The organism is Apibacter sp. B3706, assembly GCF_011082725.1.
Classification (GTDB): domain Bacteria; phylum Bacteroidota; class Bacteroidia; order Flavobacteriales; family Weeksellaceae; genus Apibacter.
The window spans coordinates 662,685-675,849 of record NZ_CP049715.1; the positions used below are offsets into that span (position 1 = coordinate 662,685).

Annotated in this window: 13 protein-coding genes; 8 read left to right on the forward strand and 5 right to left on the reverse strand. The window is 29.4% G+C overall.

Features of this window, described 5'->3' with window-relative positions; all coding sequences use genetic code 11:
* Window positions 1-15: 15 nt before the first annotated feature.
* Window positions 16-1,368 carry an exopolysaccharide biosynthesis polyprenyl glycosylphosphotransferase gene (locus G8C41_RS02945; protein WP_166006056.1) on the forward strand — a complete coding sequence of 451 codons (1,353 nt, stop codon included), beginning with the start codon at window positions 16-18 and terminating at the stop codon, window positions 1,366-1,368.
* Between the two features lie 68 nt (window positions 1,369-1,436).
* Here the strand turns inward: G8C41_RS02945 and G8C41_RS02950 are convergent, their stop codons facing one another.
* Both G8C41_RS02950 and rseP read right to left on the reverse strand, forming a co-directional pair.
* The gene (locus G8C41_RS02950) at window positions 1,437-2,675 is read right to left on the reverse strand and encodes an OmpA family protein (RefSeq protein WP_160566494.1); all 1,239 of its coding nucleotides are present in this window, start codon (window positions 2,673-2,675) and stop codon (window positions 1,437-1,439) included.
* Window positions 2,676-3,230: 555 nt separating this feature from the next.
* Window positions 3,231-4,559: an RIP metalloprotease RseP gene (rseP, locus tag G8C41_RS02955; RefSeq protein WP_166006057.1), complete on the reverse strand. Its 1,329-nt coding sequence runs from the start codon at window positions 4,557-4,559 to the stop codon at window positions 3,231-3,233.
* Between the two features lie 110 nt (window positions 4,560-4,669).
* On the opposite strand from rseP, the gene G8C41_RS02960 reads away from it, so the two are divergent.
* From G8C41_RS02960 to obgE, 4 genes are all read left to right on the forward strand, one after another.
* Window positions 4,670-5,128, forward strand: a complete 459-nt coding sequence (locus tag G8C41_RS02960) for a universal stress protein (protein ID WP_166006058.1) — start codon at window positions 4,670-4,672, stop codon at window positions 5,126-5,128.
* A 103-nt stretch (window positions 5,129-5,231) separates the two neighbouring features.
* On the forward strand, window positions 5,232-5,774 hold the full coding sequence (gene hpt, locus G8C41_RS02965) for a hypoxanthine phosphoribosyltransferase (RefSeq protein ID WP_160543158.1): 543 nt from the start codon (window positions 5,232-5,234) through the stop codon (window positions 5,772-5,774).
* A gap of 14 nt (window positions 5,775-5,788) precedes the next feature.
* The gene (locus tag G8C41_RS02970) at window positions 5,789-6,367 is read left to right on the forward strand and encodes an adenylate kinase (protein ID WP_160543157.1); all 579 of its coding nucleotides are present in this window, start codon (window positions 5,789-5,791) and stop codon (window positions 6,365-6,367) included.
* Window positions 6,368-6,446: 79 nt separating this feature from the next.
* Window positions 6,447-7,433 (forward strand): GTPase ObgE, encoded by a 987-nt coding sequence (obgE, locus tag G8C41_RS02975; RefSeq protein WP_166006059.1) that lies wholly within the window; start codon window positions 6,447-6,449, stop codon window positions 7,431-7,433.
* A gap of 110 nt (window positions 7,434-7,543) precedes the next feature.
* On the opposite strand, the gene G8C41_RS02980 is transcribed toward obgE, so the two are convergent.
* Window positions 7,544-9,097: a Do family serine endopeptidase gene (locus G8C41_RS02980; protein WP_166006060.1), complete on the reverse strand. Its 1,554-nt coding sequence runs from the start codon at window positions 9,095-9,097 to the stop codon at window positions 7,544-7,546.
* A 230-nt stretch (window positions 9,098-9,327) separates the two neighbouring features.
* Between G8C41_RS02980 and pdxY the strand changes: the two genes are divergently transcribed.
* A complete protein-coding gene (gene pdxY / locus G8C41_RS02985) occupies window positions 9,328-10,188 on the forward strand; it encodes a pyridoxal kinase PdxY (protein WP_160566476.1) in 861 nt (286 codons plus the stop codon).
* A gap of 119 nt (window positions 10,189-10,307) precedes the next feature.
* Here the strand turns inward: pdxY and G8C41_RS02990 are convergent, their stop codons facing one another.
* Together G8C41_RS02990 and G8C41_RS02995 are read right to left on the reverse strand one after the other, a co-directional pair.
* Window positions 10,308-10,757, reverse strand: coding sequence for a MarR family winged helix-turn-helix transcriptional regulator (locus G8C41_RS02990; protein ID WP_166006061.1), 450 nt, complete (start codon window positions 10,755-10,757; stop codon window positions 10,308-10,310).
* Between the two features lie 147 nt (window positions 10,758-10,904).
* Window positions 10,905-11,117, reverse strand: coding sequence for a heavy-metal-associated domain-containing protein (locus G8C41_RS02995; RefSeq protein WP_166006062.1), 213 nt, complete (start codon window positions 11,115-11,117; stop codon window positions 10,905-10,907).
* A 257-nt stretch (window positions 11,118-11,374) separates the two neighbouring features.
* On the opposite strand from G8C41_RS02995, the gene G8C41_RS03000 reads away from it, so the two are divergent.
* Window positions 11,375-12,193, forward strand: coding sequence for a helix-turn-helix domain-containing protein (locus tag G8C41_RS03000; protein WP_166006063.1), 819 nt, complete (start codon window positions 11,375-11,377; stop codon window positions 12,191-12,193).
* Window positions 12,194-12,243: 50 nt separating this feature from the next.
* Window positions 12,244-13,089: a carboxymuconolactone decarboxylase family protein gene (locus tag G8C41_RS03005; protein WP_255467012.1), complete on the forward strand. Its 846-nt coding sequence runs from the start codon at window positions 12,244-12,246 to the stop codon at window positions 13,087-13,089.
* The last annotated feature ends 76 nt before the right edge of the window (window positions 13,090-13,165 follow it).

A 13,165-nucleotide genomic window follows, 5' to 3' on the forward strand; every position in this document is an offset into this window, starting at 1 on the left:
AAAAAAAATTTTGTAATGAATCCCTATAAATCATTTATACCAGTGATTCAATTTCTAATTGATATTTTAATAATTATATATTGGTTCTTTTATTTTTTAAAAATACAATATGAAACACTAGGTGATAAATGGGATGTTGTATTATTAATAGAAAATCATTATAAAGCATTATTCCTATTAATTATAAGTTGGTATTTTATTTCAGAAAAAACCGGATTATATAAATTAAAAAAGAGCAATCTTTTAGAATCAATAAGAAAAGTTTTAGTACAGGCAATTATATTTACACTTATAGTATTTACTGTTTCAGAATTAAAAAGTAAATATTTATTTAATAACGATATAACATTGCTGTATAACATTTCAATATTTATATGCATTTCTATTCATCATATTATCGCAGATCAATTTCAAAATAAGAAATTTTCAAGGGTTGTATTTATAGACTCTAATAATAATACAAACAATGTTATAAAGCAATTTTTTCATGGTGAAAAGTTGTATAATTATGGGAACTTTGTTAAAGTTCCCCGAGAAAAAAATCAATATAAATACGATTTTGATAAATTAGACTCATTTATAAGAGATCATAACATACACATTTTATTTTTTTCATTAAACGGAGAATTAAGTAAAGAAGTTGAGGATGCCATTATCAAATTTTCAGAAAGTAAATTTTTGATTTATATTATTCCGGATATATCCTATGAGTTCTATAATAATTCAATCATAAGCTATTACGGAACATTTCCTATATATATTTATAGAAAAAAATCAAATATATTTAATAAAATTCTAAAAAGATTATTTGACGTAGCGTTTTCACTATTTTTTATCACATTTGTATTAAGTTGGTTATTACCAATATTAGCCTTAATTATAAAAATTACATCTAAAGGACCAATTATTTATAAACAAGAAAGAATAGGATTAAATGGAAAACCATTTAAAATAATGAAGTTTAGATCAATGTATGTTGATGCGGAATATAGTGGACCAAAATTGGCTACAAATTCAGACCCGAGAATAACATCTGTTGGTAAAATTATGCGAAAATACCGCATTGATGAATTTCCGCAATTTATTAATGTATTAAAGGGTGAAATGTCTATGGTAGGTCCACGTCCGGAAAGAAAATTTTTTATAGATAAAATAATAAAATTAAATCCCAATTATAAAAAATTACATAAAGTAAAGCCCGGTATAACATCCATAGGGCAAGTATATTTTGGCTATGCCGAAACAGTAGAAGAAATGTCACAACGTTTAAAATATGATTTATTGTATCTTCAAAATGAAAATTTCTTTTTTGATTTAAAAATCATTTACTTAACAATAATTGTTATGATTCAAGGTAAAGGCAAATAATTGATTGAAATAAGAAAAGCTAATCATTATATTACTAATGATTAGCTAAATTAAATTAAAATTAAAATCTAATTAGAATCAACTAGCGTTATTATAACTACACGGTTCCATTGATTTTTAGGATATGGTTGAACGGTATCACCTTTGCCAAAAGTAATTATGCGATTAGGTGATATACCATAATCTTTAATTAGCTTATTTTCAACCGCTTTTGCTCTCTTAATAGATAGAATTTCATTGAATTTAGGTGAGCCGGTGTTTTTGTCTGCTAATCCAACAATTTCAACTTTTAAGTCTTTATTCTTTTTTAATAAATCAGCGATATCATATATAACAGCTTCTTGTCTAGGTTTTATTAAACTACTATTAATATCGAAAGGTATTGAATAAGGATTGTTTTTAATTATAAATTCTTTAGAATAAATAGTATCAGGTTTCTTATTTCTGGCAATTTCTAATTCTCTAATTAAATTTTTATTCTCCCTAGCTAATGAATCTATTTGTTTAGATAATTTGCTTAATAATATTTCATCAATGTTGTTTTCGGGTTTATTGATAATTAGTGTGTCGCAACTTATTTTATCAAATTTTTGTTTACGACTTAAACCTATAATTAATCCGACATTTATGGAACCAATACAATCCCAGTCCTGTTTTTTATATGATTTTACCCACTTTCTTTGATATTGAGCATCATTAAATTTGGATTGGACCACTTGACCGGATATGTCGAAGCTTATAGCTAATTTTTCATTAATCCTAAAAGTATTAAGCAAACCAAGAACAATAACCGGTGAATTATTGTCTATGGCATTTCTATCCGTACCAATACCGGCTCCGGCATACGTAATTAAATTATATAATCTATCATTTTTATATCCGTAAAATAAATTTGAAAAATTAAACATAGCATCAGCATGTACTGTGATATAGTATCCGCGTGACATGTGATGTATTTTACTTGGGTCAAGAGTATTTAGATCAATAGGTTCACCGTTAATATCGAACACGGGTTTACCATTAACATTAAAAGTATGTTTTTTTCCTCCCTGAAATGTCAATCTTGCACCTATAATGGGAGAAAACCATTTTCCGGTATTTAATGTAGCTGCCCAGTTAAGTCTTTCAATAAAATTAGCTTCTTTATGTTGTTTACCTCCAAAATATACACCGGTTCCGCCACCAAAATTTAAAAACCAGTTATCCCAAAAATTGTTAAAAACAATTTTTTGATTAGTCAGAGATTCCTGAGATAATAAATAAACTGAATGTAGGGATAAAAAAAGAATTAAAAATATCTTTTTCATGTAAAAAAACATAAATATTTTTCAAATATAATATTAAAGTATTTTTATAAAAAGAATTATTATAAAAATAAATTAATTTCATAATAAAGATTAATAAAAAATAAAATTTATTATTTTTTTAAATTAATAGATATAAAATAAAATTTTTGTGTTTTTTGTATGATAATTCTGTTTTATTTAATTACTTTATTAGATATATAAGCTACTACTTAATAACTAGAATAAGATTAGGAAAAAAATCGAAAAATAATTTTATCCATATTTATTGTAACATAAAATGTTTAACACTTAAAATCGAATTAAAATTATTTTTAGATTTTAAATTTTTATTACTCTTAATATTATTGAGAAGAGAAGATTAATTTTTTATTAAAAGGATATTCACAGCTATAGATCGTGTCTAAATTTAAATAATTCAGAAAATTATTAATTAAAAAGGTTGCATTGAAAATTATGCAACCTTTATATAAGTAAAGTTTAATTAAATTTATTTTATGAATTGGAATTGTTTCAATAAAAACATGAAATATTAATATTGACGGTAAATTAAATTAATTATTTGTTTATAATACTTTGTATAATATTCCATATATCATTTCCAAATACCAAAATCATTAATCCAAGAAGGATAAATATACCCACCATTTGGACCTTTTCCATTGTCTTATCACTTAATTTACGACCGGTAATCATTTCAGCAATGGTAAATAAAGCATGACCTCCGTCTAAACCTGGAATCGGTAATAGATTTAAAAACGCAAGCCATATAGAAAACATAGCGGTAAAACTCCAAAATTGTCCCCAATCCCATTCAGGTGAAAATGCTTTATATAATCGTAAAGGACCGCTTACTTGTTTATAAGCTTCTGTTTTTGGATTAATAATAAGTTTAAATTGTTTTATTTGAACCAATAACATTTCCCAAGACAATACCGGCGCCCTTTTAAAGGCATCCATAAAATTATATTTTTTATATGCAGTTGCATTTTTTAAATTCGAAGCACTAGGAACAAAACCTAAAATGGCGCTATCTGGAACAAAAAGTTTTTCATTTATATTTTGTCCGTTTCGATATATCCCTAAAGTTACACTGTCATTTTTATGTTTAGAAAGTTCTAATCTAAATTCATCAATATACTTAATAGGTTGCTTGTTGAAACTAGTTATAACATCTCCTTTTTTAAGATATTTTGAAGCAAGTGAATTAGGTAAAATCGAATCAACATCGGCAATTATTCTCGGAGAAATAAAGCCTCTGCCTTCCTGTTTTAAAACATCCCTTTTTTCTTCAGGGAGAAGGTTAAATTTAATAATTTTTCCATCGCGCTTAACCGTTACATGATCACCGAATAAAAGAGAAACAGGTAAATAATTAAAAGTTGGAATCTCTTTATTATCAACTTCTAATATAATATCACCATCTTTAAATCCCAATTTTTTTCCTACATCAGAAAATGCATATCCGTCTTTTAATTGATCCGTATTAATAGTTTGTTCACCGGTAGTCATTAAAATTCCGGCATATATAATGATAGCCAATAGGATATTCACAAAAATTCCGGCAAGCATAATAATTAAACGTTGCCAAGACGGTTTAGAACGAAATTCCCAAGGCTGAGGTGGACTTTTCATTTGCTCAGTATCCATGCTTTCATCAATCATGCCTGCTATTTTAACATATCCCCCTAACGGCAACCAACCAATACCATATTCAGTATCACCTATTTTCTTTTTGAATAAAGAAAACCATGGATCAAAGAATAAATAAAATTTTTCAACCTTTGTCTTAAAATATTTCGCCGCTAAAAAGTGTCCTGCTTCATGAAAGACAACTAAAATAGATAAACATAATAATAACTGGGCAATTTGGATAAATATATGCATATTCAAAATAAAACTTAGTTTGCAAAAGTAAGAAAATTTATTCTATTGAAATTTTATGATAAAAATAAAAATATTCATTAACTTTAAGCTGTATAATAAAATATTAGGTTATGAAAACAATGATAGTCCCTGTAGATTTTTCAGCAACTACCAAATATATTTTGAAAGAAGCTGTGATCTATGCCAAAGCTACCGGAAGTAAAATGTGCCTTTTACATGTTGCCAGTTTAGATTTAGGTTTTATTATAGGGGATATCGGTTTTCAATATCTTCCGGAATTGGAGGAAGCAGGTATGAAGGAAGAAACCAGACAATTGGTAGAATATGAAAAATCAATAAAAGAACAAGGCATTGAAGTTGAAATTGTTATAAAACAAGGAACTCCTGCAGATATAATTTTGAAAGAAGCAGAATCCAGAAAAGCTAATCTCATCATTATGGGGTCTCATGGAAGAGGTTTACTTATGGAAGCAATCCTTGGCAGTGTTTCAAAAAACGTTATTAATAAATCTAAAGTACCCATTCTTATAGTTCCTCCCAATCAACATCAACATCATCATGAAAATTAATCTTTTATGATGGTTCATTTATCTAACATTAAAAATTATATACTTCAAACTTTGATATTTAGTCAATATCATTATATTTGCGGCATAGTAAAGATAGTTATATATGGAAGAAATTAAGATTCTGGATAAAACTTTTACCCCTTTTATATCTTCGGAAGAAATAGACCATTCCATACAAAGGATGACCAATACTTTGTATGAAGAATACAAAGACACCGTCCCCGTTTTTATAGGGGTGCTCAACGGAGTTATTATGTTTTTCAGTGATTTTTTAAAAAATTATAAAGGCAACTGTGAAATAGGTTTCCTTCAGTTGTCTTCATACAAAAGTGGAATGCAAAGTTCAGGAACCGTTGATTTAATTACAGATATGACTGTAGACATCACAAACCGAGATATAGTAATACTTGAAGATATTATTGATACCGGTAACACCTTGGAATACCTTTATAAATTACTTGAAGTAAAACCGGTGAGAAGCATTAAAATTGCAACTTTGTTTTTTAAACCGGATGTTTATAAAAAGGATCTAAATATAGATTTAATAGGAATGAATATACCTAATAAATTTGTTATAGGGTATGGGTTGGATTATAATGGTTTAGGAAGGAATTTTAAAGACTTATACCAATTAAAAGGAGAATAAACAGAATTTCAAATATGAATATAATTGTTTTATTTGGCCCTCCCGGGAGTGGAAAAGGGACTCAAGCAAAAATTTTAGCAGAAAAGTTTCACTTAGAACACATTTCCACCGGAGACTTATTCAGATATAATATAAAGAATAATACCAAATTAGGTCAAGAGGCTCAAACCTATATAAATCATGGAAAATTAGTGCCGGATGAACTTACAACAGAAATGTTGATAGATGAACTTAAAAGAAATTCAAACAAAAAAGGGTTTATCTTAGATGGGTATCCAAGAACTAAAAGCCAAGCAGAAGCCCTTGATGAATTATTGGATTCTATATTTCAAACCCGAGTAGATGTAACGTTAGCCCTTTATGTAGAAGATGAAATTCTAGTTAAAAGAATTTTAAAAAGAAGTGAAGAAAGCGGTCGTTCAGATGATGCAGATGAAAGCATAATTCGTAACAGAATTAAAGAATATTATGAAAAAACAGCCGTTGTTTCGAACTATTATAAGGAACAACATAAACTGGTTGAATTAGATGGAGAGGGAAGTATTGAAGATATAACCGCAGAACTGTCTAAAGAAATAGAAAAGTTTGTATAAAAAATACATGTAACACATACAAATAAAAGGATTATTATGAAAAATGATAATCCTTTTTTTATAAAAAAATAAAAGATATATGCAGTCGAATTTTGTTGATTATGTTAAAATTTTTTGTAAAAGCGGACACGGAGGCGCCGGTTCTGCACACCTTCACAGAGCAAAATATATCCCTAAAGGTGGTCCTGATGGAGGTGATGGAGGAAGAGGAGGACATATAATTTTACGTGGTAATGCTCAACTATGGACCCTTTTGGCTTTAAAATATTCCAAACACAATAAAGCAGAAAACGGTAAACCCGGAGGAAAACAAGAATTAACCGGAGCTAATGGAGCGGATTTGTATATAGAGGTTCCCGTAGGAACTATCGCTAAAGATGAAAGCGGAACTATTGTTGGAGAAATAACTAAAGATAAAGAAGAGATAATTTTACTTGAAGGAGGAAAAGGAGGGTTAGGAAATTCACACTTTAAGTCATCAACCAATCAAACTCCGCGATATGCTCAACCCGGATTGCCCGGTAAGGAAGGTAATTTTATTTTGGAATTAAAATTATTAGGTGATGTGGGATTGGTAGGTTTTCCAAATGCAGGAAAATCAACATTATTGTCTGCATTAACCTCTGCAAAACCGAAAATAGCCGATTATGCTTTTACCACCTTAGTACCTAATTTAGGAATCGTTAAATACAGGGATTTTCAATCTTTCGTAATTGCCGATATTCCGGGTATTATTGAAGGAGCATCCGAAGGAAAAGGTTTAGGATATAAATTTCTAAGACATATAGAAAGAAATTCAATTTTATTGTTTTTGATTCCGGCTGATGCAAAAGATTATTACCAAGAATATAAAATTCTGTTAAATGAGCTTAATAAATATAATCCGGAATTAAATGATAAAGATCGAGTAATTGCAATTTCAAAATCAGATTTACTGGATAAAGAATTGGAGGATGAAATAAGGAAGACTTTTCCTGAAAATTTCAAATTGTTATTTATTTCTGCCGTAACCGGCGAAAATTTAATTCAATTAAAAGACGAACTTTGGAAATTATTACATCAGTAATAATTTATGTTTAATAAAAACATTATATAAAAAAGAATTGCAACTTTTTAATAAATTTAAAAAGTTGCAATTCAAACTACTAATTAATTATATATCAATAACTACATTTCTTATTCCATTTTAAATCCTCTACGATAGATTCTACCATAAGGATCTACATATCTAACAGAAACCGTTCCTTTATAATTTTTTAATATTTTTTCAATGTCTTTTTCACTATTAACAGGCTTATCGTTTACTTCCATTAAAATATATCCTTCACCAATGCCTGCTAATTTCAATTTTCCGTTAGAATCAATTCTGGTTACAACAATACCGGATTCTAAACCGTAATTAACCTTTTGGTCATCAGTCAATTCTTGAAATTCAGCACCCAACTTTTCGGCAACACTTAAATCGTTTTTCGTTTTAACTGAAGTCCCCCCTTTAGCATCTTTAATTCTAACATTGAAAGATTTGTACGAATCATCTCGTATAACGGTAACCTTCACTTGGTCACCCGGTCTTTTCTCACCAATAACTCCCGAAAGAGTAGGGAAGTTCTTAATATTTGTTCCGTCAATTTGCTTGATAATATCTCCTTTTTTCAAGCCGGCATCTTTTGCTCCTCCGTCATTTTGAATATCAGTGATAAGTACACCTTCTTGTGATTTATAGTTGGTTTTATTTTGAGAATTATATTGTTTAACTGCAGAATCATCACTTAAGTCAAGAGCACCAATACCCAAATAACCCCGTTGAACCAAACCGTATTTGCGAATATCTTCCACAACTTTTTTAGCTATGTTGGAAGGAACAGCAAAACTGTACCCTTCAAATGTTCCGGTTCCGGAATGAGAAGCAATTGCTGTATTAATACCAATTAAATCACCGTTGGCGTTTACTAAAGCACCTCCACTATTCCCGGGATTTACTGCCGCATCGGTTTGAATAAAAGATTCAATAGGACTTCTGGAATTGGAACGCAAGAGATCTAAACTACGGCCTTTGGCTGAAATGATTCCCGCTGTTACTGTTGAAGTTAATCCAAATGGATTTCCTACAGCTAATACCCATTCACCAATTCTCACATTATCGGAATTATAGAAATTTAAAAAGCTGAGCCCTTTTTCATCAATTTTTAACAGAGCAATATCTGAATTAATATCCGTTCCGACTAAAGTGGCTGTATATGTTTTTTGATTATTAAGTGTAATTTCTATTTTATCAGCTCCATCAATCACGTGGTTATTAGTAACAATATAACCATCACTAGAAATAATTACTCCCGAACCTAAACCGTTTGGAGAATCTTTTGGATTTTGTTGTTGTCTTTGTTGCCCTTGAGAATTAAAAGGATCTCCAAAAAAGAAATCAAACGGATCTAAGGATCTGCGTTGTTGCTGCTGCACATAGGAAGAATAACATTTTACACTCACTACTGCATTCACGGTTTTTTCTGCTGCGATGGTTAAATCGGGAGGATTTAATCCAACTACGCTATTGGTAGAAGCTGAAGTAAAATAAGCTTTTTCGTTATGAGTAGGATTTTTAAATATTTCAAAATCATTTAAATTCGTATTTTTTGATATGGAGGTAACTGCACCTGCAGAAATTAATCCCCCTATCGCACCTACTAAAATATAAGAACCTATTTTTTTAATTTCAAACTTATTTTTTTTCATAGTACAATTTAATTTAAATAAATACTGGATTTTTTTATTTCAAAAGTAATACCAAATTTCAATTATTTTGTTGCTTTAACGGTTTTTAACAAGAAATTAATCTTCTTTTATATGGTTTATTAATTATTTCACTTTTCATATTGAGAAATGAACATACTGAACAATTCTTTATAAATTACTACTAATTGCCAATAAAGTTTATAAATTTGTAACTAATAATTATAAAACTAATGAAAAATATTTTATCCATCCAATCTCATGTAGTGTATGGCCACGCAGGAAACAGTGCAGCAGAATTTCCCATGCAGCGTTGCGGCGTTAGAGTATGGTCATTAAATACGGTGCAATTTTCCAATCATACACAATATGGACAATGGACGGGTGAAGTAATGACAGCCAAACATTTATTGGATATTGTTCAAGGAATCGACAACATCCATCAGTTGAAAAAATGCGATGCAGTTTTAAACGGATACATCGGTTCTCCCGAACAAGGAAAATCAATTTTGGAAATAGTTAAAAAGGTTAAAAATGAAAATCCAAATGCCGTTTATTTTTGTGACCCCGTTATGGGACATCCTGAAAAAGGCTGTATTGTAGCTCCCGGAGTATCGGAATTTTTTAAAAATGAAGCGATGGGAGTAAGTGACATTATGGCACCTAACTTATTAGAGTTGGAAATTTTAACCGATCAAACCATTACTTCAGTTGCAGATGTAGTTTCTGCAGTTGATGTAATTCACAGTAAAGGGGTAAAAACTGTATTAGTTAAACACTTAAGCAGGGCAGGCTATCGTTCAGATAAATTTGAGATGTTATTGTCTACTTCAGAAGGGAAATGGCATATATCAAGACCTTTAGTAGATTTTGGTGTTCGTCAACCGGTTGGAGTAGGGGATCTTACTTCCGGTTTATTACTGACCCATATGTTACTGGGGAAAAATTATAAAGAAGTATTAGAACATACGACTGCTGCTGTTTATGCCGTTATGCTGGAAACTCATAGACAAGGAGAGTATGAATTGCAATTGGTAGCAGCACAAGATGAAATTGTAAATCCGACTCAAATGTTTGAGGCAGTAAAATTATAATTGATAGTTTAAGTAAGCTATTACTTAAAAACGCATATCTTTTTTACCGCAAATTTTAAATTTCAAAAAGCATAGTTGTGAAGAATAAACTTTTTATATAAAAAGTTTATAAAGCATTTCTATATATTAGATTCATTAATATTTTTCTGGATAATCTTAAGAATAGTAAATAAATCATTAAGTTGTTTTTCAGTTAGTCCTTTGGCTACTTCTTTCGCATATTGCTTTGCTATGTCTTTGGCATTATGTAAAAGTGTAATTCCTTGCTCAGTAATTAATATAATTTTTTTCCGACGATCTTTTTCTGCATTGACTCTGCTTACCAAATTTTTTTTTTCTAAAATGTCAATGGATCGGGTGATGGCAGAATTATCTCTGTGTATTTTTTCTGATATTTTCTGCATGGATATTCCTGTAGAATGTTCCGTTAATAAATCTAAAATAATAAATTGTTCGGGAGTAATGTCTAACTTATTGGTAGAAAATTTTTTATTTAATAGATTCCTGTGCAGATTTTCTGTATAACTTAATTGGTAACCGATCGAATTTTCTTTTTCAGAGTTAGTCATTGATATCCGAATTATATTTTATTTATATATAAATTTTTAAAATGCAAAGGTAATTAATATTATTATAGGATTAGAGAACAAAAAGAAGATAACAATAAAAAGAACCCTTAAAAAAATAAAGGTTCTTTTAACAATTTTATTAAAAAATTAAATTTTCTCAATGGTAAATCCGGCTTTTTTTACTGCATTGACAACCTCTTCTTCCGTAGCACCGTCTAAGTCTACAGACAAGATCTTATCCGGATTAGAAGTGTCAACTTCCCATTTTGAAATACCTTCCACTTTAGATAAAAACGGAGTTACTGCTTTTACACAACCTCCACAATCTATATTAGTTTTAAATTTTAATTCATTTTTCATATTTATTTTTCAAATTTATTTGATATCTCAAATTTACTCTATAATTAATGAAAGTAAATTATATAATTATGGAAACTTTTTATATAAAGTATATTTGATACTAATCAATAATACAAATTTTACTGTCAACAAATTATATAATTCCATTACAGAGAAAAGGAAACTTTAGGTTTTCAAACCAGTTTCTAAATTCAGTATCAGAAATTTAAAAAATATATTTCTATTATATCACTCGCAATATATATTATCTTTGTTATATGTTAAAAGAATATTCAATAGCAAATATCTTAGGAGTACCGAATCATTTCATTTCGTATTATGTGGGAACATTCGAAGGAACAGAAGATCCGGATATTGAATGGCCTCATCGACATTCCTTCTATTCTTTGGTTTGGTTTACTCATGGAAGCGGATTTTATGTAGTCGATTTTCAAGAATATCCCATAAAACCCAACCGTATTTTTCTTGTAAATACTAAACAGATACATAATTGGGAATATTCTTCTGACAGCAAAGGGTATATTTTGATGGTGGATGCTTGCCTGGGATTGGAATTGGGTATTAATAATCATAGGGCATTTGTCGATGTTCCAACTTCATATATACATATAATGGAAAGCTGTTTTATGAACTTTATTCATGAATTTGGATTGAAAGATGAAGTAGCCGATGCAACTATAAAATTAGGAATTCCCTATCTCTATTCCATACTTAACAGATTATCATTTAAAAAAGAAACAAACTTTCATCATACTCTTTTAGACGATTTAAAAATGGTAATTTTTGAAGAAAATTTTAAAACATCATCCATTGAATATTACGCTGAAAAATTGAAAGTTACAACTCAAGAATTAAATGAAATTTGTAAACAATACAAAGGCATTTCTTCCAAACAATATATTATAGATCTTAAAATTACAGAGGCCAAACGATTATTACTATTTAGCGAGTATAATGTTAACGAGATAGCTTATAAATTAGGTTTTGAAGATCCCTCTTATTTTTCACGTATTTTCAAAAAGAAAACAGATTTCTCTCCTTCAACCTTTTTGGAAAAGTACCTAAAACAGAAATAAAAGTCCTATCTGTAGAGTGCTGATCTCCGGTACCTTTGCTTAAAAACAAAATGAAAAAATTACTTACCGTTTTAGTGGTATTTATATTAACATTAAATAGTTATGCGCAAATGGAAAAATCAGAACGTTACCAAAAAGGTTGGGAAAAATTAAAAGAAATTGATGGAGAAGCCGGAATCAGAACTGTTGAAAGCTTAAAAGATATTTCACCGGAATTAAGTAGATTTATTATTGAATATTCATTTGGAGAAGTCTATAGTTTAAAAGCGCTGGATAATAAATCAAAAGAAATAGCGGCCATCTCATCTCTCATGGCACAGGGAGCCATACCTCAATTAAAAGTCCATTTACATGGAGCCTTACAAGTAGGTTGTTCCATAAATGAAATAAAAGAGGTTATTTTGCAAATGTCGGTATATTGTGGATTTCCAAAATGTATTAATGGAATGAATGCATTTAGAGAGGTCCTTAAAGAAAGAAAAGAAAAAGGAATAAAAGATGAAGAAGGTAAAAAGGCTTCTAAAAATGAGACAGACCGATATAAGTTAGGAGCTGATTATTTAGCCATGTTGAAGAAAGAACAAGAAGGTATTCTGAAAAAGGCGTATCGAGACATTTCACCGGAGTTGGTTAATTTTGTTATTGAATATGGATATGGAGATATTTTTTCAAGAGATAATTTAGATAAAAAATATAGACAAATTGCCACCATAGCAGCTTTAGCAACATTGGGAAATGCACAATCTCAATTAAATTTTCATATAAAAGGAGCATTGAATATAGGTTTAACTCCAGATCAAATCAAAGAGGTAATGCTACTTATGACAGTCTATGCAGGATTTCCTGCTTCTATAAACGGAATAAATATTCTTAAAGAAGTTGTTTATAACAAATAAGATACACTTTAAATGCTATATTTTATTAATTACACACACCAAGTCTTAAAAATTTAAATGAAAATAGTTTAAATTT